This is a genomic window from Halomonas sp. 5021 (assembly GCF_036663435.1).
GTDB classification, from domain to species: Bacteria; Pseudomonadota; Gammaproteobacteria; order Pseudomonadales; family Halomonadaceae; genus Vreelandella; species Vreelandella janggokensis.
Map to the genome: position 1 here is coordinate 421,394 of NZ_JAXOVU010000002.1, position 20,390 is coordinate 441,783.

Consider the following 20,390-nt stretch of genomic DNA (forward strand, 5'->3'; position numbering starts at 1 on the left):
TTTGCGGCCGGAACGAATTTTAGCATTTTGCTATATTATTTGAGGTACGCCAAACTCGATTATTTTCGCCCTAGGTGATGACTTAAGCATGTTTTTTAATAGTTCAATATCTTTCTCCAAAAACGATATCTTTTTCTTTAAATCATTACTGCGTTTTGTATAGCTATCCAATCGAATCGAAAGCTCAACCAAGCGCTCGTTAGCAGCATCTAGCATAGAATCCGGGGTTTGTAACGACGCACCATATTCGCCTTCATACCTAAACCGGGTGCAAATCACAGTTTCTCTTTCGGCTTGTAATTTGTAATACTCGACAAAAGAAGATAATGCAGATATCTCTGACTTTAGATACTTTATTTCTATTTCTGTATCTGGCTGAAGGCTTTTATATCTCTCAATTTTATCCTGAGCTGCGTCTATTAGATTTTGTGTAATAACTACTGGGATGCCGAAAGTTTGATTGACCATACTAATACTCAAATGTTAGCTAAATAATATAACGTCAACAGCACGCGCGGCTATGGAATGGAAGCGAAGCCGCAATGGAGCAGACGTCGCCGTGACTGTTTTTGTTAGGCCTCGCTGTCATCGGTCGTTTCTTCTTTATCAGGTGCATCGCTGTTCTGATCACTGGCAACAAGACCAAGAAGAAACTGCACTGGCTTTGTTAAAACCCTATGTACCTGTAGCGCCTTAGCAGTGAACGAATCGATTTTGTCGACTAGTTGGCCCAACCTTTCTATTACATCAGCATTTGATTCCGCAGCTTTTGTAAGGTCAGCTTGGTTTGCCACAACCATTCCGATAGTTGATTGAAGTGACTGTTTAAGTCCTTTGGCTCCCTTGATCTTATACATCGATAAAGCTGTACGCAACCTTTCAATTTCCTCCAGAAGGGTAAGTCTTATCCCTCCTTCTAAAGAGCTATCGATGACCGAAGCAAAGAGCTGTTCGATAAGCGTCGTAATCATTTCTAAGTCCTCTTTCTGAAGCTGTTCTTCAGTGTAAATTGAGGACAAAAACTCGGAACAGAACTGAAGCCTGGTTAATGCGCCATCAGTTAACTGCTGCTTTTGAGGTTTCCACGTGGAATTGAGATTCAAGGGAAATATAGCTTTTTCTATCTGAGGAAACGAAGAGAGATAAAGTTCTTCATTGATCCCTTCACTCATTCTTATGAGACTTTTAACTTCCTCACCCAACTGGTACAGCTCAATAACCTTCTTCGTAATCGCTGAGTCGTCGCTCTCGTCTTCAGACAAAACTACGGCCCAGACCTGGCGCACCTTGAGATCATCCTGCTTACCTTTCGCACGACGAAGGATCTCGTAATAGCGACCTGCTGGGTTATTGATATCTATCACAACTCCTCCTTCAGAGTACGAAAGGGTTAACAGTTTTATTAATGCGCATTAATATTATCACCCGTCTCTTAAAATTGCGCTTACGCATAAAGATAAGCAATCTTTTTATATGTATATTCTAGATTATCCTCCTACAATACAAGCCCCCACATTACAGAACCGACCAGAAAAAAACGCATTGTGAGCCAAAGGCTCCTATGAATACACAATTTCTGCGGATGGCCGCTTTGGGTCGTCAACTGCCGCACCACTATCAGAGTAGCTTGAGCCTCCGCTCCCGGCCATGATCGGCCTTTCAGGAGCCACTAATATAGCGCTTTAACTCCTTGCTCAACGGGGCACCATAGGCGCGACCAGTAGAGCCGCTGTAAGTGGTGGAGTGAATTGCAGCAATTTTTTGTACCATTGCCTACAGAGGACTGTATTCCAATATTTGTTCAAGAAGCAGGTTTCCATCTTGATGGTTTTTAATATATTCAAGAGCCTTTTCTTTCGCTCTCGCTTCGCTATGAACCGAAGAATCAAGTTCGAAGAGACGAATACTTTCTAAGCCTTTAGGAGATATACCTTGAATGAGAATGCTGTTATTTCCGTTAGCCCACGAATAATGTATTGAATGATCATCAAGATGTGGGTGTACGATACGAAAGTCGCACCTTCTATAATCAAGAGCTTTTTTCCCATGTACAATTGGATCATATACCCCTTTTTTATAGGAGCAATTGCATAAATTGCAAGCAAGAACCAAGTTGATAACTTCGAAAGTATACTCTGGATGTTGTGGTCGAACTTGTCCTCCTTTAGGAGCAAAATGCTCAATTTCATAGCGACTTGTTTCGCCAAGAGTTAATCCACAGTATGCACATTTTTCATTCTGAATGTCTCGCAGCTGTGCTTTAAGTATGGATTTAAACTCCCCAATCTCTGAGCGTATAGATTTTGCCTTATCCGTCTTTATATCCCATTCTCCACCACTAAGCGGCCTTAGGATTTTTAGTCTTTTTTTTATTCTAGAGGGGATAACAGGTTTTCTTGATAGTTGCTTAATCATTTTCTACAGATTCCAGATATTCCCTACATTCAGATAAAAGAATATTAATTGGATCATTTGCATCCAAGGAATAATCCAATAGTTTCTCATATAGTCTTCTGATATCGTCTAGATTTCTGCTTTTACTTGAAATCATGCTTAGCAAATCAGAGATATCCTTCTCGAAATAGAAATTTCTAGCCGTTCTTAATCCAAAAACTCGATAAAGAATATTTTCAGCAGACCATGCATATGTGTCATATTCAATTAGATTACAAACTCTGCTGTCATAATCTCCTGTGCCACATTTTTTCAAAGACAGCAGCGTCGATGATTTCGGATCCAAGTCTGAAACCATGAAATGAGAGTGAGATGCTAGTATGCAATGAGAACTATAGTGTTTTTTCGTAATCTCCTTTAATAACCTGATATATCTCATTTGCCAGCGAGGATGCAAACTTAGTTCCGGCTCATCGATTAGAATTAGTGAATTATTCTCAATATGAGAAATTAGATTTATCATTGTGTAAAGAAAATGCTTTTCACCCGAACTCGTATGCTCGAAGCTGAATTTATCATCCTTTATAAAATCAACTTCAGGGGGAGCCAAAAATTCCAGTCTTTCCAGCATTTCTAAATAATGAAATCTATCACTGAGAACATTTGAGTTATTCGACAAATCTAAAGTTATAACTACACTAGACATTTCCTTAACATAAAATCTTTTCACTTCATTAACAAAAGAAATAATATTATTTGAGCGTTCTAGCATTTCTTCATTTTTACTATTTGAGAAATACTCTTTTCGATTACTTAGAGAGCTAATTTTTCTTGAAATTGTTTCATGCGTTATGCCGCGTGAAAACAATGTTTTCCTTCTTAACTTATACCTAATATTTATTTCACTACCTATATTGAGAAATTGGAATGCGGTCTTCAACGCTTCAACTCTAGAAGCGTCGCTCAATGAAGACAACAGGGAAGATAGTAGTTTTTTTTGTATAGAACTAGTATACGTTGCATTTGAAGTGGCTCTTACTCCTAAATACTCATATAAATCATCCTGATTATTTGAAAATGAAAATTTATCGTTAACCATAAAAGATAGAGCCAGCACTTTCTTTGGCTTTGAAAGCGCATCTAATTTTATTTCTTCACCATTCTTTAGATACTTAAAAGAATCTTTGTTTTTAAGCACTTTATATTCATCACGATCTAGTACATATACGAGTTCAACGTTTTCATACTTGAAGCCCTTGCCAGCACCTTTAAAAGTCGCAAACCTAAAAAAATCAGAAAGCATCCTTAATAGATAGCTTTTTCCTACACCATTTTCACCAATTATTAGTGTCGTTAAAAGCGAACTTCGGCTATCTATTTCGCCGTCTTCAAGTACACAATCATAAATCAGGCGGTTGTTATGATGTATTTTAAATCTTTTTATTGTAAACAATACTCTTACCTATAAAAGTTATGTTCATCGGGTATAGGCAGGTATAACGCCTGAGTTAAGCCGACTTGCGTAGCGAAACCAACAACATAGCACACTTTACATGTCATGTTGTAGTTGCAGCGAAGCAAGTTCGGCTTGAACGAATCGTTAGGCCAATCATGCCGCGCACTTAAGTTTCTGGAAGCTTTTTTCCCATTCTGGATCAGGAATGGTTCCTCCGTTTCCTTCGCGCACGTCTCGAAGCACGCTGCAAATGCAGCCTCTGCGGGCTTTGCCTGAACCTTCTTCGATGAATCGTTGTCGACAACTTTCAATGCGCTCATGAATGGATCTGAGCTCCGGGGCAGAGAAGGTTGAGAAGGCAACCTTAAGTGCACGTTCTTTCTCTGGAAGCGATGGGTCAGCCTGGCGCCGTTTCAGGTAAGTCTGGAAGCTTTCCCTGCCGAGCTGAACCACATCTACCATCGCGCTTATTACAGCTGCAGTAGTGGCGAGCGTAATCGGGTCAATCATGACGCCTCCTTAGTTTGTCCATCTGTTGGCCTAACAGCATATTAGACAGCGCGTTCTATGATTGAATGAACGCTGGCACCTTTTTCCGGCAAATACAGCCTACAAGATCCACCCAAGCCTATAATTAATCTTTGGGCTATTAATTTCATTAGGCTTTATAGCCAAAACTCGCGCTTCTGCTGCATTTCCAAGAATGTCCGCTTTGGGTCGTTATCAGCCACTGTATTCCCAACCCTCTGTGCCGAATGACCTTCGCCAAGCGTCTGCTAATTCAAATGTCTTGAATCCAGCCTAGCACAGGCTGGTTAAGTTGGCTGAGAGTCGAGGGGGATCTATCAACACTTCTTCCGTCGGGTAGGGGAGCCGTCTTGGGTAAGAAAGTCTTCAACGAGCGCGCTATCTACACAGACAATACATGCAGCCGTTGCTGCACCTATTGCATAGGCTTAGGTATAAAGCGCCAAGTAGCGGTTTTTGGAAGGTAGCAGATGTTGGCGACACAGGTCAGCCAGGCGTTCGCGGTCTTCGTCCCGAATCGCCTCAATCATCAATTCGTGCTCGCGGCGGGCTTGAGCGAGGGCGTCGCGGTCGGTGATCGCAATGAAACGGATGCCGTGGGCTTTCTGGGCAAATTCGTTGATGGTGGCGTAGAGGTAAGTGTTGCCGCAGGCCCGGAAAAGCGTGCGATGGAAAGCGATGTTCATATGAAACACCTGACGCAGGTCGTGGGCATACACGGCCTCGCTATGCTGCTGATGAACCGCTTCCAGTTCGGCAAGCCATTCCGGCGGAGCTGGCAAGGGCAGCTTGTTGACGGCGGCCAGCTCGAGAATCTCGCGCATGGCGTAGATCTCTTCGACTTCATCCGGTGGATAGCTCCTGACGAAGGCGCCCCGGTTTTTGATGCGCTCCGTCAGGCCGATGCTATCGAGTTGGAAGAGCGCCTGACGGACGACGTGCCGCTTGCAATTGAAGCGTTCCATCATGGTTTCTTCGACCAGCCGCTCGCGGGGGTGCAGGCGGCCGAGCACAATGTCCTCTTCTACCGCGGCCACGATGTCACTGACACCATGGGCAGATTGCGAGGCTTGGGTTTCGGCACCGCGTGTTGACGGCTGGGCGGTTCGGCTCATGATCGGTTTCTCAGCCTCCATGGCAGGGCATATGGTTAAGAAGTGTACCAAACTCGCCTTCACGCTTCATGCTGCCTCGGAATCCGGCAGGTGGGCGCCGGTCGACAGGCGCGGAAGTCACAGCCTTGCTCGGCTTGCAGGATCTGCTCCATAAACAGGCGACGATAGCCCAACAGCGGCGCTTCGCTCGTCTCGGTTTTGAACGCCTGTCGGCGTGCATCAAGCTCCTTTTCATCCACTTCCAGACTTAGCCGATTGTTGCTGACATCCAGCGATATGACGTCACCATCGCGCACCAGTCCTAGTGGGCCGCCCTCGGCAGATTCCGGGGAAACGTGGAGCACCACGGTACCTGCCGCCGTGCCGCTCATGCGCCCATCGGATATACGCACCATATCTTTGACGCCCTGGGCGGCCAGTTTCTTGGGAATCGGGATGTAGCCAGCTTCGGGCATGCCCGGTGCGCCCTTGGGCCCGATATTCTGCAGTATCAGCACGTCGTCGGCGTTAACATCCAGGTCGGGATCGTCAATGCGGTTGGCCAGGTCCTCAAGCCCGGTGAATACCACGGCGCGGCCGCGATGGGTCATCAACTCGGCGGAGGCAGCCGACTGCTTGATGATGGCGCCGGCGGGGGCCAGGTTGCCACGCAACACCGCGATGCCTCCCTGGGCATAGATAGGGTTTTGCTTGGGGCGCACGATCTTCTGGTCGATAAGGTGCACGGCGGCATCGATGTTTTCACCCAGGGTGTGGCCGTTGATGGTCATGGCATTCAGGTGCAATAGCGGTTTTAGCTCGCGCAACAGGGTGGGCAGGCCGCCGGCGCGGTGCAGGTCCTCCATGTAGCCCTCACCTGAGGGTTTGAGGTCCACCAGTACCGGGGTTTCCTGGCTCATGCGGTCGAAGGCTTCAAGGTCGATGTCGATGCCTAGCCGTCCGGCGATGGCGGTCAGGTGAATCAAGGCGTTGGTCGAGCCGCCTAATGCGAGCAGAACCCGCAGGGCGTTCTCGAATGCCTCAGGGGTCAGAATTTGATCGGGGGTAACACCAGCCCGAGCGAGCGCTACGGCCTGGGCACCGGATTGCTCGGCGATGCGTTGCCGGTCGGCATACACCGCCGGTGCAGTAGCGCTGTTGGGCAGCATGATACCCAGTGTCTCAGCCAGGCAAGCCATGGTGCTGGCGGTACCCATTACCGAGCAGGTGCCTACGGTGGGGACCAGCTTGTCGTTGACCTCGTTGATCTCCGCCTCGTCGATGTCCTTGCCGCGATAGGCCGCCCAGTAACGGCGGCAGTCGGTGCAGGCGCCAACGCGCGTCCCGCGATGTGAGCCGGAGAGCATGGGACCCGTGACGACCTGGACCGTTGGAACACCGGCGCTTGAAGCAGCCATCAACTGAGCGGGAACGGTCTTGTCGCAGCCGCCGATCAGTACCACGGCATCCATCGGCTGAGCGCGAATCATCTCTTCAGTATCCAACGCCATGAGGTTGCGCAGGTACATGCTGGTGGGGTTGGCGAAGGACTCATGGAGGGTGATGGTAGGAAAATCGACCGGCAAGCCGCCCGCGAGCATCACTCCGCGTTTTACGCTCTCGACTAACCCCGGCACGTTGCCGTGACAGGCGTTGTAGCCGCTATAAGTATTGGCAATGCCAACGACCGGGCGTGAAAGCGCGTCATCCGTGTAGCCCATTCCCTTGATAAAGGCCTTGCGCAGGAACAGCGAAAAGTCGGCATCGCCGTAGTTGGTTAGGCGATTGGACATGCCTAGAGTAGGGCCGTCGGCGTCAGGTTGCTGATGGTCACTGCCTTGGTGGTTGTTTCGGAAGTCCTGGCTCATCGCGGTTTCCTCTATGTTGTTCGCGGCTTGTCGGAGGTCCGTTGATTACGGTTCTTGAACGCAAGGCTAGGCGGTAAAAATCGGCTTGGCAAGATTATTAATAATATTATTGACAATATTGTTGATAGGCAACTACGTTTGATCTTGCAAGCACGCCTTGCACGACAATGTGCGATACAACGACAAACAGCACTTGAGGTAACAACGATGCAAATCCGTAGCGCTTACGCCGCAACCCTACTGTCCGCTCTGATGTTTTCAGGGGCCGCCCAAGCCGATTATTCAGCCGCTGATGAGATCAAGGTGCTGCAAGGTTTCAAAGCGGGTGGAGGTAGTGATGCCCTAGCTCAACTGACCCAACCGTTCTTGCGGGAGTCGCTGGGTGTGGAATTTATTAACGAGTACTTACCTGGGGCCACGGGCGCAATTGCCTGGACCCGTCTAGCCCACCAGTCGCCGAATGATGGCAGCGTCATCAGTATCACCAATACGCCGATGTTGATGACCAACTACATCATGAATGACGCCATCAATTATTCGATCGACGAACTGACGCCAATTGCCAGCGTGGTCACCGACCCTGGCATCATCGTGGTGCCAGAGAATAGCCCCTATGAAACCGTGGAAGAGTTCCTTGCTGCCGCTGAGGAAAGACCCGGTGAGATCACGGTGGGCAACTCGGGCGTTGGGGGGGATGACTTCTTCTCGACCATCATGATCGAGAAGGCAACCGGCCTGTCCTTCCAGAAGGTGCCTTTCCAGGGCGATGGTCCATCGGCCACGGCGGCGCTGGGCGGCAAGATCGATGCCAGCTTCAACAACCTGGGTAACGTCTATGGCCACATCGAGTCGGGTAGCCTGCGGCCGCTAGCGATATTTGCCGAAGAGCGTCTGGATATCCTGCCTGATGTGCCCACCATGGTAGAGATGGATATCGACGTCGTGGCGGGTTCTTCACGCGGTTACAGCGCGCCTGCGGGCATTCCGGATGAGGCTCGCGATGAGCTGATTGCTGCCTTCGAGGCCCTAAGGGAGAACGAGGAGTTTCAGCAGACCGCCCAGGAGCGGGCCATGAACCTCGACATCCAGACCGGTGACGATTACGGCCAGATGATGCAGGACATGGAAGGCCAGTTCGTAGAAATCTGGGCAGATGTCAAAGATGAGGTCAACCAATAAGGCAACGTCGCAGTACGGCGATCGACAAGGGGGTGTGAGATGAACATAAGTCGTCTGGTGTTGGGAGTTTTTGCCATTGGCTTAGCAGCGACTTTCTATATCACTGCGCTTGGCTACCCCGATAAGGCGGCGAACATGCCTCTTATCTACTCGGTCGTGGTCGCCTTGTTGGGCGCGGCAATGGTGGGCCAGGAGATCGTCAGTACGCTGCGTCGACGCAAGATGTCGGCCGGAGGAGTGGCGGTTTCATCCACTGATGATGCCTCAGATGGGACAGCCCTCAACGGGCAGGAAAGCCGCCGCAAGCCATGGAAGGCCATGCTGATATTTCTGCTGGCTGCCGTTTACCTCTATAGCCTTTCAATACTGGGGTACCTGGCTGCCACCGTTGGCTTCATGGTCGTGGCATTGGCGATTATCGGTCATGTCTCGTGGCGCTTTGCCGCCATAGGCATTGTGCTGCTCGTCACGGTGGTATGTGCCGTTTTTATCGGCTTTCTCGGTCTGCCGGTGCCACTGCTACCGCCATTGCTTTCATCATAACGACATTTAGTGCACTCCTTATCTTCAACCCGCACGGCATCATCAAGCATGGTGGCGGGTTGGAGATGGGTGCCTGACGCAGGCTTCTGGAGTCTAGTCATATGGATAACCTTGTTCTGGTGGGCCTGACCAATGTCATCTCGTTCACCAATATTGCCCTGATCCTGGGCGGTACCCTTCTGGGGCTGTTCGTGGGCGCTATGCCCGGGCTCTCTGCGACCATGGCGCTGGCGTTACTGTTACCCCTTACGTTCGGTATGGACCCTGCCTCGGGGCTCAGTATGCTGGCGTCGCTCTACGTGGGGGCCTCCTACGGTGGTTCGATCGCCGCCATTTTGTTGCGGACACCCGGTACGCCGTCGGCTGCGGCGACAGTGCTTGATGGCTATCCGCTATCGCAACAGGGTCAGGCTGGCAAGGCGTTGGGGATCTCGATCTTCGCGTCTTTTATTGGTGGTCTGATGAGCGGTATTGCACTGCTGACGGCGGCACCGCTACTCGGCGTTCTAGTGCTCAAGTTCGGCCCGATCGAGCTTTTCGCCATTGCCGTACTGGGCATTACCATCATCGGCTCGCTGGCCCAGGGCTCGGTCATCAGCGGTCTGCTTTCCGGGGCCCTGGGGCTGCTGGTGAGTACTGTCGGCATGGACCTGATCACCGGTACGCCACGCATGACCTACGGCATCATTAATCTTTTCTCGGGCATTGAGTTCACGGTCGCGCTGATCGGACTGTTCTCGATCCCTCAGGCGCTGATCCTGATCGAGAATGCGCATGGTAAACAAAAGGTGGCGAGCAAGATCACCGACCGGTTGATTCCGCCACTGGCCGAGCTTCGCCGTTTGCTCCCCAATATTTTCCGCTCCGGCGGCATTGGCATCATCACCGGCCTGATTCCGGGGACCGGCGGTGATACGGCGAGCTGGTTCGCCTATAACGAGGCGAAACGTTTCGCCAAGGACAAGAGCCGCTTCGGCAAGGGTGACATCGCCGGGGTGGCCGCCCCTGAAGCTGCCAACAATGCGGTGGTCGGCGGTGCCCTGATTCCCACCATTGCGTTGGGCATTCCTGGCAGTTCCTCCACTGCGATTCTGCTGGGTGCCCTCATGGTGCAGGGCATCCTGCCCGGCCCCAATCTGCTCACAGATTATGGCGATGTTACCTACACCCTGATCTGGGCGGTCATTTTCGCCAACATTGGCTTACTGGTGGTGGGGCTGTTGTTTACTCGCTTATGCGTGAGTGTGACGCGGATCCCTGACAGCTTTGTGGCCTGCTCGATTATAACGCTGTGTGTGATCGGTGCCTTTGCGATTAACAACAGCCTGTTCGAGGTAGGTCTGATGCTGGGCTTTGGGCTGTTCGGTTACTGGATGAACAAGGCAGGTGTGTCGCCAGCGCCAATGGTGATCGGGCTGATTCTTGGGCCGGTCATGGAGACAAGCTTCCAGCAGTCAATGCTGATAGGGCAGGGCAATCTGGGCATCTTTTTGACCAGCCCCATTGCCGTTGTGTTGCTGTGCATCGCCGCTTTCTCGGTACTGCAAGCGACGCCTTTTTTCCGTTGGTTGCGGAGTTCGCTACGCAGCCGTACACAAGCGGAATGACCCCACTTTCAAGTCGAGGATTCAATATGACAACGATAACTGAAGTGCGTGCTCGGACGGTCAATGTGCCGCTTGATAATCCTACGAGCTTTTCCAATCGCCAGGTGCTCAAGCGCGATTACGTGCTGGTTGAGGTGGTGGGCGATGATGGCCATGTGGGCATTGGTTTTTGCTACGGCGGCAATAATGCCGGTGTACTGGTGGCCAACGCGGTGAGAGAGCTTTTGAAACCAGTGCTGATGGGGGCAGATGCCCATGCCACTGAAGCATTGTGGCAAGCCATGTATCAGGAGTCGCTGCTGCATGGTCGCTGTGGTTCGGTCATGCGTGCCATCAGTATTCTGGATACCGCGCTTTGGGACCGAAATGCCCGGGCCGCGCAACTGCCGCTTTATAAATACCTGGGCGCAAGCGACACGCAAAGCGTGCCAGCGTATGCCAGCGGGGGTTACTACCTGGACGGCAAGACCCCCGCGATGCTGGGTGAAGAAATGGCCGGCTACGTGGCGAAGGGGTTCAAGGCGGTTAAGATGAAGGTCGGCCGCGAAGACTTGGCTGGTGAGGAAGCGCGACTGGCGGCGGTGCGCGAGGCAGTAGGCCCCAATGTGCAGGTAATGATGGATGCCAACAATGCCTGGCGGGATCTGCCGTCGGCGCTGGCCTTTATGCGCATGGCCGAACCGTACGCCCCTTTCTGGATCGAGGAGCCATTTAGCCCCGATGATATCGACAACCATCGTCGCCTGGCAGAGCGTACGCCAGTGCCGGTTGCTACGGGTGAAATAGAGGCGGGCCGCTGGCGCTTCAAAGAGTTGCTGGATAAGGAAGCGGCCATGATTCTGCAGACCGATGCGGCGGTTTGTGGGGGCATTACCGAGTTCCGGCGCATCGCCGCCACAGCGGCCAGTTTCGGTGTCGACATTTACCCGCACTGGTTCCACGACCTGCATATCCACCTGGTGGCGTCGGCACCCAACGTGACCATGGTCGAGTTCTTCGCTGACGATCAGGTGCTTAACTTCAGGCGCCTGGTGGATACTCAGTTGCAGTTTGCCGACGGTCAACTGCTGCTGCCCACCGCTCCGGGACTTGGCTTCGGCTTTGATCAGGCGGCGCTTGAGCGTTATGCCATCGAACCCTGGCACTAACCGTCTTACAACAAGGAGAATGTCATGTCTCAAGTGAGTGGAGACGTCTGGTCACCGGTCATTACCCCCTTCGTCGCCGACCTGGCGCCGGACGAGCAGCGTTTTGTGGCGCATTGCCAATGGCTGGCCTCGAATGGCGTCGGCTTGGCGGTGTTCGGCACCAATTCCGAGGCCAATTCAATGACGGTGGCTGAAAAGCAGGCGTTGTTGCAGGCGCTGGTGGATGGCGGTATCGATCCTGCCCGAGTGATGCCCGGCACCGGCAACTGCGCGATTGATGACTGCGTCTCATTGACCCGCGCGGCGGTGGAGGCCGGCTGTGCCGGTGTGCTGATGCTGCCGCCTTTCTATTACAAGGGGGTCAGCGATGAGGGCTTGTTCCGCTACTACAGTGAAGTGATCAACCGCGTTGCCGATTCACGCCTGCGGATCTATCTCTACCATATTCCGCCGGTCACTCAGGTGCCGCTTTCGCTCGAACTGATCGAACGGTTACGCGATGCTTTCCCTGGCATCATTGCCGGCATCAAGGACAGCGGCGGTGATTGGGCCCACACCCAAGCGCTGACCGAGCGCTTTGCCGGGCAGGATTTCGCCGTGTACGCGGGTAGCGAACGGTTTCTGCTGGATACCTTGCGGGCCGGTGGCGCTGGCTGCATCAGTGCCACGGCCAACGTTAATCCGGCGGCCATCGTTGAGTTGGCACGGCATTGGCAGGAGGGTGATGCCGACGAGCGTCAGCAGCGCCTTAACGTGGTACGCGACCTGTTTGAAACTTATCCGCTGATCCCTGCCATGAAAGCGGCGACGGCGTATTTTTCGGGAATCAACGATTGGCGGCGCTTGCGCCCACCCTTGGTGGAGCTGGACGACCAGCGTACCGCTGAACTTATGTCTGCGCTCAAAGCGACGGGTTTCCAAATGCAAGGAGTGGGCGAGGCGCGCCATGGCTGAGCAAATAAAACCGTGGCGGATTGTCGCCGTACGCCGACTCAGCGAAGCCCAGCTTGAGGCGCTTTCCGGCATGGCGGAGGTTGACTACTTCGAGGATGTGGACGCCTCCAATCACGCCGACTTTATGGCAGCACTTTCCAAGGCCCATGGCCTGATCGGCGGTAAGCTGGAGCTCAGCGAGGCGATGTTGGCCAAAGCGCCAGCGCTACGGGTGGTCGCCACTATTTCGGTAGGCTATGACCATTTGCCCCTTGAAGCTCTGAGCCGGCGCGGCATTTTGCTCTGCAATACACCGGATGTGCTGACCGAGACCACCGCCGATACGGCGTTTGCGCTGATCATGGCGACTCAGCGGCGCCTGGTCGAGCTTTCCAATCTTGTCCGTGACGGTGGCTGGCAGGCCCATATCGGCCCCGAGTATTTCGGCGTGGATGTGCACGGTAAAACCCTGGGCATCGTAGGCGCAGGGCGGATTGGCGCGGCGATTGCCCGGCGCGGGGCACTGGGCTTCGGCATGCCGATCCTGTACACGGCGGCATCGCCCAAACCGGCGCTCGAGCAGGAGCTCGGCGCACAGCGGCGTGATCTTGAGGCATTGTTAGCCCAAGCAGATATCGTCTGTTTGAGCGTGCCCTACAACGCCGACACCCATCACCTGATTGACGCCGATGCCCTGTCCCTCATGAAGCCGACGGCGGCACTGGTCAATGTGGCAAGGGGAAAAGTGGTGGATGAACCGGCGTTGATCGAGGCACTACGCCGCGGTCGTATTCGTGCCGCAGGGCTCGATGTGTTCGCCGAAGAACCATTGCCTGCCGACTCACCGTTGTCCGCCATGGACAATGTGGTGGTTGCCCCGCATATTGGCTCGGCGACCCATGAAACGCGTGACGCCATGGCGCAACTGGCCGTCGATAACCTGGTGGGTGCGCTGGTTGGCAGTGGACCGCTTACCCCCGTTAATGAGGATGTCTGGCGACGGACCTTCTCTGAAGCCCAGGAGACATAATGCCCCGACGATTGGACCATATTCTGAGCCTGGATGACTTCGAGCGGGCCGCCAAGCGGCATTTACCGCGACCGCTGTTTGGCTATGTCGCGAGCGTCGCCGAAGACGGCATGACCGCACGCGCCAGTCGTGATGCTTTCGATCACTACGTGTTTCTACCGCGGGCGCTGGTCAATGTGGCCGATGTATCGACGGAAACCGAGCTCTTTGGTTGCCGCTATGCCTATCCGTTTGGCATTGCCCCAATGGGGATAAGTGCCCTGACGGCCTATCGGGGCGACCGGGTGCTGGTGCGGGCGGCGTCAAACGCTGGCATTCCCATGATCGTAAGCGGTACCTCGTTGATTCCTATGGAAAAATTGGCAGGTCCGAATGGCTCGGATTGGTTCCAGGCCTATCTGCCTGGAACGCCAGAGGAGATTGATGCCCTACTGGCGCGTGTCGAGAAGGCCGGATTTAGCAATCTGGTGATCACCGTGGACTACGCCGTGCCGCCCAATCCTGAAAATCACCGGCGAGCGGGTTTCTCTTCGCCGCTGCGCCCCAGCCTCCGGCTCGCCTTGGATGGCCTGGTACGGCCACGTTGGCTATTCGGGACCTTTTTAAAGACATTATGGTACCACGGCGTTCCGCACTTCGAGAATAACGCGGCAACGCGAGGCGTGCCGGTGCTGGCAAAAAACGTTAACCGGGATTTCTCGGGCCGTCGGCACCTGGATTGGTCAACGCTTGATCGGGTTCGGGCGTGCTGGAAGGGTAACCTGATAGTGAAAGGTATTCTCCACCCAGACGATGCACGACGGGCCGTCAGTGCCGGTGCCGATGGGGTGATTGTTTCCAACCATGGTGGCCGTCAGCTCGATGCCACCGTGGCACCGCTGACCATGCTGCCCGAGGTGGTGGAGGCAGTTGGTGAAGCGGTGCCGGTGATGATTGATGGCAGCTTCCGGCGTGGCAGCCAGGTGCTCAAGGCGTTGTCGTTGGGCGCCAGCTTCGTGTTTCTGGGCCGTCCCTTTAATTATGCGGCCAGCATCGCGGGCGACGCCGGTGTGGAGAAAGCGGTCACGCTCTTGGGTGACGAAATAGAACGCGATATGGCGCTGCTCGGCGTAACAAGCGTCAAGGCGTTATCCGTGGATTTACTAAAGCGAAATGGGTTCTATTAGTTCTATTTAAACTGATGTGGATTCAGTAAAAGTGTTCCATCCATCGCGATGAACCTGCTGGCCTGGCCCATCAGAAACGCGGCGCTCAACGGCGGGGCGCCATGAACGTCAACTGTTTTCCGTATTGCCCCCTGATTTTGTTGACGAGCAGATCAAAGTCTCCAGCGCCTGAGGTCAGCACGATGACCTCGGCTGTCTCCGCGCGCTCCATGACATCGAGCACGATGCCAACATCCCAATCCCCTTTTGCAGAACCGTCTGAACGCTGACTAAAAGGCGTTCACGACGCCTCTGTTGGTGGTGGATATCGCCCAAAACTTATTGTCATCAAAGTGGCGGCCATAGGTTTCGAGCACGTCGGCGTCACCTTTTGCGTAAAGCGTCTGTGTTTTATCCCGTCCCGGGCGGGCAAGGAAGGTGGCGAGGTTTTTAGTGTCAATACAACTTTTAGGTAAATTTTTTCGAATATGAAAAGCGAGAAAAGTACCTTTTTATGGAATGATCATTACATTAGCATGCTAATCACCTAGTGGAGAGCATTTCTCCGTACCAACCCAAGGAGACGTATCATGAAACTCAGGACAACGCTTTCAGCTCTTGTCATTGTCGCCATTCCCATGGTCGCCCAGGCCGACCCGGCCACTGAGCGTGCCATTCAACTGAACGAGCCTCTGAAGACTGGCCAGGTAACGCAACAGGACGCTGATACGTCGGTATCGGTCATGGATTTATCCCAGGATATCGTGAGCGAAGGCGACAGCGCTGCCATGAAAAAAGCACGCGCTAGCCTTAGAACGGAAAATCAGCACGAGACAGATATCCAGTTGAGCGCTGATCAACTGGAACTGGCGCGCGAAGCGACCACCTAAACGCGATCTAATACCGACGTGCTATTTGGCTTATGAGCCGCGGGGCCCCGACACACTGTCGGGGCCTTTTTAGTTTACGAACTCATGAATCAAAGAACCATGGCGTTCATGGTTTGCTACTCTGCCCGCCACTTGCTCGACGAGCCCCATCTGGTCACCGCCGCCTCGGCTGGCTCGCGATGGTGGCCCTGCCATGTTCCAGCCGCTGCATTCAGCGGCGCTCAGTGCCCCCATCAAGTGCGCGAAGAGAGTTGGTTCGAGCGAGCAGGGGACCAACGCTCAGGGCGGTTGCTGTAATGCAGGCCTGGGCACTCACAGCGAATCGCTAGTCTTTGACTACCATCCGCCTGAGCAGCAGGGGCAGCAGCAACATCAGTAGCGTGATACGTAGCAGGTGGTGAGTGGTAACAAAGGCAGGGTCGATACCCAAGCTCAGTGCAACCAGGCTTAACTCCGGGGCACCGCCGGGCATGTAGGCGAGCAGCGCTGCCGCGGCGGAATACCCGGTGAGCAGGTGGCCTGCCCAGGCCGCGATAATGGCGAGAAACAACAGTACCAGGGCCTGAATGACGGCCATCAGTAGCGCCATGCCCACCGCGCCAAGCTTGGCGCCAGCAAAGCGCACGCCCACGGAGATACCGATGATCACCTGGGCGAACGCAATGATCGCCGGGGGCACCGCGGCGTGGGTGAGGCCGGAGAAGTGCAGTACCCCTGAAACCAGCGCCGGGCCGAACAGCAGCGGGCTGGGCAGCCGAAGGATCTTGCCCAGCCATACGCCGCTGATGCCCGCCGCCAACAGCCAGCCGATATCTATCGGGGTTGGCATCCATAGCCACTGTGACAATGCGGGCGTGGCACTGCCAATATCGACATGGCCGATAAACTGCAGCGCAGGCGGAATGGCCACCAGCAGCACCAGGATACGCACGGCGTGGGTAATGCCGATAATCCGCAGGTCGGCCCCGGAGGAGAGCGCCATTCCCGTCACCGTGGAGACCCCGCCAGGCACGCCAGAGTAGAGCGACGTCTCCCAGGAATGCCCGGCCACGCGGCAGGAGAACCAAACCGAGAAGGTCATCATTACCGCCGTGGCGATCAGCATGACGGCAAGGCTGATACCCCAAAGGCTGGCGTCGCCGGTCATCTCCGGTGTGAACGCTGAACCGAGCATGACCCCAATGACCACCAGTACCCCCTTGCGCCCCTTGCGCGGTGACTCAAGGGGGACGCCCGCCAGAGAGGCCACGGTGGTGGCGATCATGGCGCCCAGTAACCAGGGGAGGGGAAGTTGTAGCCAGTAAGCCAGCCCACCGCCGACAATCCCGAGCGCCAACGTCGGCAGAAAACGACCTAGCGAGCCTATCCTTGCTGCCAGCATGGTTTTCAATCTCCTTTTAGCGTTAAAACCCCGGCAGTTGAGAACATCTGCCGGGGCGGTCGTGTTGCGTGTCGATCGGCGTTTGGCTTTCGTCAATCAGCGTTTGGCTTTCGTCAATCAGCGTCTGGCCGCAAGCATCTTCGGCACTGCCCAGGGCAGCACCAGCAGCAAGGCAGCGGCTATCCACAGCCCCAGTGAAATACCCGACTGCCATAGGATGCCGACATCACCACCGCTAATGGACAGCGCGCGGCGCAGGTTCTGCTCCATCAAGCCACCCAGCACGTAGCCAAGAATCACGGGGGCCAGGGAGAACCCCAGCTTGCGCAGCAGGTAGCCAAACACGCCGATGATCAGCATCAGGTAGATGGCAAACAGGTCGGAGTGCAACTGGTAGACGCCGACGAACGCCAGGATAGCAATGGCGGGTACCAATACCCAGCGCGGGATAGTCAGCACGCGGGCAAAGACGCCAGCCAGCGGGAGGTTCAGCATCAACAGGACAATGTTACCGATGTAAAGCGAGGCGATCAGGCCACCGGCCACTTCCGGGCGCTCGGTGAACATCATCGGTCCTGGGGTGATGTTGTAAAGCATCAGCGCGCCCAGCAATACGGCCGTGGTGCCCGAGCCGGGAATGCCAAGCGTCAGCATGGGCACGAAGGAGCCCACCGCGGCCGCGTTGTTGGCTGACTCTGGCGCTGCCAGGCCGCGCATGTCGCCCTTGCCAAAGGTATTGTCCTTGTCGGAAAGACGCTTTTCGGTAGTGTAGGAAACGGCGCCCGCCACCGACGCACCGGTCCCGGGGAGAACGCCGATGATAAAGCCGAGCAATCCCGACCGGCCGATAGCACCTTTACACGCGATAACTTCCTTGAGGGTGACAAAGACACGACCCAGCGGCGGGAGCTTGCCGTCGTCCTCCGAGCGGTGAGCATGCTCAAGCATCAGCAGAATTTCGCTGATGGCAAACAGCCCAATGATCATCACCACGAAGTCGATGCCGTCGTAGAGCTCGGGCAAACCAAAGGTATAGCGCAACACGCCGCTGCCGGAGTCGATACCCACGGTGGCAATCAGCACGCCCAGCACCGCGCCAATGGCGGTCTTGATGGGATCCTTGCCCATCATCACCGACATGGAGGAGAAAGCGAAGATCATGAGCGCAAAAAATTCGGCCGGGCCGAACATCACCGCGACCTCTGCCAGCAGCGGCGCAAAGAGTGTCAGGCCGATAATGGCAATGGTCGCGCCAATGAAGGAGCTAACGGCCGAAAGGCCTAGCGCGGGGCCGGCAAGCCCTTTCTGTGCCAGCGGGTAGCCGTCCAGGGTGGTCATGACCGCACCGGCATCACCGGGCACATTGAGCAAGATGCTCGACATGCGTCCGCCGTATTCGGCGCCAGTGTAGACGGCGGCCAGCAGGATCAGCGATGACTCCGCCGGCAAGCCGAGGGTGTAGGCCAACGGCATCAGAATGGCGATGCCGTTGATCGGGCCAATACCCGGCAAGGCCCCGAACAGGGTGCCCAGCAGGGCGCCAAGGAAGGCCAGGCCCAGGTTGAGAGGGGTTAGCGCCACCCCGAAGCCGTCGATCAGGAAATCGAACATCTCAGCGATCCTTTAGATGAAGCTGGCGAACAAGTAGCCAGAAGGCAGACTGATGCCGAGGGCGGCGGTGAACAGAAAATAGCCGACAATCGACATGACAACGCCGGTAATCAGTGCCTTACCCCAGGTCGCATCGAACAGTCGCGCCAGGGCGGTGACCACCAGCAGCGATGAGACGATGAACCCCAGCTGTCTGAACAAGACGGCATAGACCAGTAGTAAAACCAGCACCAGTAACAACCGGAGTGCCAGTGCCTTGTGCGGCCAGCTGCCGTTGTCGCCGGGCCTCAAGATCATGACCAGCGATAGCAGGGTCAGCAGAATCGACAGCCCCAAGGGGAATGCCTTGGGACCGACGGGCTCATAGCTGAAAGGCATTTCCAACTGAATGGCCTGGACGGCGATAAACGCCGCCAGACCGATCAGGGCAATACCCAGTACTCGGTCGGCGGCGATTCTCATTGCGTCAGACCCACTTCTTCAGCCAATCCTTTGAATTCGGCAACCTGCTCCTTGACGTAGCTGTCAAAGTCGTCCCCGAAGCGTGACATCGGGAACAGGCCGCGCGCTTCACGCAGTTCGGCAAAGACAGGGTCGTCTGCCAGTTCCTGCATGCGCTCGATCCAGGCCTGGTAGGCTTCATCGCTGACATCCGGACCCATGTAATAGCCGCGCCAGATCGGCCATTCCACATCGTAGCCCTGCTCGGCTGCGGTGGGGATCTCGGCGTAGGGGCCTCCCATCCGTTCTTCGGAAAGCGATGCCAGTACGCGGATCTTGCCGCTCTCAAGCTGAGACTTGAGTTCCGAGAGGTCGCCGGTGAACACCTGAATGTGGTCGCCCAGCAATGCCGCCAGGGCCTCGCCGCCGCCCTCGAAGGCCACGTAACGAAGGTCTTTTGGCGACATATCCCCGGACTTGGCGATCAACGCCGCCTTCATCCAGTCCTGGCTGCCGACCGTTCCGCCAGCGCCGAAGGCAATCTCGTTGGGATTTTCTTTCAGGTCGGCCATCAGCTCCTCGAGGTTTTCCCAAGGTGCATCGGCACTGACGACGATAGCGCCATAGTCGACGCCGAGCGCGCCAAGCCAGCGGACTTCATCAGCGTCGTACTGGCCAAACTTGCCAAGCGCCAGGTTGACGGCGGCACCGGTGCTGGCGGCAACGATCAGGCCAGGGTCATCGGTGCGTACACCGTTGACATGGTTATAAGCCACCGCGCCAATGCCCCCGGGCATGTAGCTGACCATCATCGGCTTGTTGATCAGGCCGGTATCCTGCAGGCCATTGGCAGCGAGGCGACACGTCAGGTCGTAGCCACCGCCGGGCTTGGCTGGCGCGATGCACTCGGTGGATTCCGGGATCGTCTGGGCGTGAGCCTGGCCAATCAACAAGGCACTGCCGATGATGGCAAGGCCTGAGGCGTGGCGAAGGATTGGGTTGATCTTCATGACGAACTCCTGTTCTCTTGTTGTAGTCGGGCGCGGTGAATGTCCGAGCCCGGTCATACCAGATGACAGTCGCCATGTTAGGCAGGCAACCTTTCACCAACCTGTCATCTTCCCAATACTGTTCTGAGACTT

General features: G+C 54.8%; 21 protein-coding genes. 9 read left to right on the forward strand and 12 right to left on the reverse strand.

From position 1 onward, the window contains the following. Nucleotides 1–30: 30 nt before the first annotated feature. From R3F64_RS05655 to R3F64_RS05685, 7 genes are all read right to left on the reverse strand, one after another. Nucleotides 31–468 (reverse strand): hypothetical protein, encoded by a 438-nt coding sequence (locus R3F64_RS05655; RefSeq protein WP_332610288.1) that lies wholly within the window; start codon nucleotides 466–468, stop codon nucleotides 31–33. Between the two features lie 104 nt (nucleotides 469–572). Continuing rightward, entirely contained in the window at nucleotides 573–1,364 is a 792-nt protein-coding gene (locus R3F64_RS05660) for a hypothetical protein (protein WP_332610289.1), read from the reverse strand. 409 nt (nucleotides 1,365–1,773) lie between these two features. Then, nucleotides 1,774–2,415: a hypothetical protein gene (locus tag R3F64_RS05665; RefSeq protein WP_332610291.1), complete on the reverse strand. Its 642-nt coding sequence runs from the start codon at nucleotides 2,413–2,415 to the stop codon at nucleotides 1,774–1,776. Beyond that, nucleotides 2,408–3,847 (reverse strand): AAA family ATPase, encoded by a 1,440-nt coding sequence (locus R3F64_RS05670; RefSeq protein WP_332610293.1) that lies wholly within the window; start codon nucleotides 3,845–3,847, stop codon nucleotides 2,408–2,410. Before R3F64_RS05670 ends, R3F64_RS05665 begins: the two co-directional genes overlap by 8 nt. Nucleotides 3,848–4,003: 156 nt before the next feature. Then, nucleotides 4,004–4,360, reverse strand: a complete 357-nt coding sequence (locus R3F64_RS05675; protein WP_332610295.1) for a hypothetical protein — start codon at nucleotides 4,358–4,360, stop codon at nucleotides 4,004–4,006. 446 nt (nucleotides 4,361–4,806) lie between these two features. Further along, nucleotides 4,807–5,493, reverse strand: coding sequence for a GntR family transcriptional regulator (locus R3F64_RS05680; RefSeq protein WP_332610297.1), 687 nt, complete (start codon nucleotides 5,491–5,493; stop codon nucleotides 4,807–4,809). 59 nt (nucleotides 5,494–5,552) lie between these two features. Beyond that, nucleotides 5,553–7,340: an IlvD/Edd family dehydratase gene (locus tag R3F64_RS05685; protein WP_332610299.1), complete on the reverse strand. Its 1,788-nt coding sequence runs from the start codon at nucleotides 7,338–7,340 to the stop codon at nucleotides 5,553–5,555. Nucleotides 7,341–7,547: 207 nt separating this feature from the next. Between R3F64_RS05685 and R3F64_RS05690 the strand changes: the two genes are divergently transcribed. From R3F64_RS05690 to R3F64_RS05720, 7 genes are all read left to right on the forward strand, one after another. Further along, the gene (locus R3F64_RS05690) at nucleotides 7,548–8,519 is read left to right on the forward strand and encodes a Bug family tripartite tricarboxylate transporter substrate binding protein (RefSeq protein WP_332610301.1); all 972 of its coding nucleotides are present in this window, start codon (nucleotides 7,548–7,550) and stop codon (nucleotides 8,517–8,519) included. A gap of 39 nt (nucleotides 8,520–8,558) precedes the next feature. After that, nucleotides 8,559–9,062, forward strand: a complete 504-nt coding sequence (locus R3F64_RS05695) for a tripartite tricarboxylate transporter TctB family protein (RefSeq protein ID WP_332610303.1) — start codon at nucleotides 8,559–8,561, stop codon at nucleotides 9,060–9,062. A gap of 101 nt (nucleotides 9,063–9,163) precedes the next feature. After that, on the forward strand, nucleotides 9,164–10,669 hold the full coding sequence (locus R3F64_RS05700; RefSeq protein WP_332610305.1) for a tripartite tricarboxylate transporter permease: 1,506 nt from the start codon (nucleotides 9,164–9,166) through the stop codon (nucleotides 10,667–10,669). A gap of 26 nt (nucleotides 10,670–10,695) precedes the next feature. Beyond that, the gene (locus R3F64_RS05705; protein ID WP_332610307.1) at nucleotides 10,696–11,817 is read left to right on the forward strand and encodes a mandelate racemase/muconate lactonizing enzyme family protein; all 1,122 of its coding nucleotides are present in this window, start codon (nucleotides 10,696–10,698) and stop codon (nucleotides 11,815–11,817) included. Nucleotides 11,818–11,841: 24 nt separating this feature from the next. Further along, entirely contained in the window at nucleotides 11,842–12,771 is a 930-nt protein-coding gene (locus R3F64_RS05710; RefSeq protein WP_332610308.1) for a dihydrodipicolinate synthase family protein, read from the forward strand. Further along, nucleotides 12,764–13,780: a 2-hydroxyacid dehydrogenase gene (locus tag R3F64_RS05715; protein WP_332610309.1), complete on the forward strand. Its 1,017-nt coding sequence runs from the start codon at nucleotides 12,764–12,766 to the stop codon at nucleotides 13,778–13,780. Before R3F64_RS05710 ends, R3F64_RS05715 begins: the two co-directional genes overlap by 8 nt. Next, nucleotides 13,780–14,946, forward strand: coding sequence for an alpha-hydroxy acid oxidase (locus R3F64_RS05720; protein ID WP_332610310.1), 1,167 nt, complete (start codon nucleotides 13,780–13,782; stop codon nucleotides 14,944–14,946). Before R3F64_RS05715 ends, R3F64_RS05720 begins: the two co-directional genes overlap by 1 nt. Nucleotides 14,947–15,031: 85 nt before the next feature. Here R3F64_RS05720 and R3F64_RS05725 read toward each other — a convergent pair whose 3' ends face one another. Continuing rightward, nucleotides 15,032–15,169 carry an NYN domain-containing protein gene (locus R3F64_RS05725; RefSeq protein ID WP_325073166.1) on the reverse strand — a complete coding sequence of 46 codons (138 nt, stop codon included), beginning with the start codon at nucleotides 15,167–15,169 and terminating at the stop codon, nucleotides 15,032–15,034. 346 nt (nucleotides 15,170–15,515) lie between these two features. Between R3F64_RS05725 and R3F64_RS05730 the strand changes: the two genes are divergently transcribed. Further along, the gene (locus tag R3F64_RS05730) at nucleotides 15,516–15,815 is read left to right on the forward strand and encodes a hypothetical protein (protein ID WP_085919657.1); all 300 of its coding nucleotides are present in this window, start codon (nucleotides 15,516–15,518) and stop codon (nucleotides 15,813–15,815) included. 84 nt (nucleotides 15,816–15,899) lie between these two features. Beyond that, nucleotides 15,900–16,112: a hypothetical protein gene (locus R3F64_RS05735; RefSeq protein ID WP_332610313.1), complete on the forward strand. Its 213-nt coding sequence runs from the start codon at nucleotides 15,900–15,902 to the stop codon at nucleotides 16,110–16,112. Between the two features lie 28 nt (nucleotides 16,113–16,140). Here the strand turns inward: R3F64_RS05735 and R3F64_RS05740 are convergent, their stop codons facing one another. The 4 genes from R3F64_RS05740 to R3F64_RS05755 form a co-directional block, all read right to left on the reverse strand. Beyond that, nucleotides 16,141–17,196 (reverse strand): AbrB family transcriptional regulator, encoded by a 1,056-nt coding sequence (locus R3F64_RS05740; RefSeq protein WP_332610315.1) that lies wholly within the window; start codon nucleotides 17,194–17,196, stop codon nucleotides 16,141–16,143. Nucleotides 17,197–17,313: 117 nt separating this feature from the next. Then, nucleotides 17,314–18,807 carry a tripartite tricarboxylate transporter permease gene (locus tag R3F64_RS05745; RefSeq protein ID WP_085919658.1) on the reverse strand — a complete coding sequence of 498 codons (1,494 nt, stop codon included), beginning with the start codon at nucleotides 18,805–18,807 and terminating at the stop codon, nucleotides 17,314–17,316. 12 nt (nucleotides 18,808–18,819) lie between these two features. Continuing rightward, complete coding sequence (locus tag R3F64_RS05750) at nucleotides 18,820–19,269, reverse strand: tripartite tricarboxylate transporter TctB family protein (protein WP_332610318.1); 450 nt, start codon at nucleotides 19,267–19,269, stop codon at nucleotides 18,820–18,822. Next, a complete protein-coding gene (locus R3F64_RS05755) occupies nucleotides 19,266–20,258 on the reverse strand; it encodes a Bug family tripartite tricarboxylate transporter substrate binding protein (RefSeq protein WP_253026641.1) in 993 nt (330 codons plus the stop codon). The genes R3F64_RS05750 and R3F64_RS05755 overlap by 4 nt, the downstream gene beginning before the upstream one ends. Between the last annotated feature and the right edge of the window lie 132 nt (nucleotides 20,259–20,390).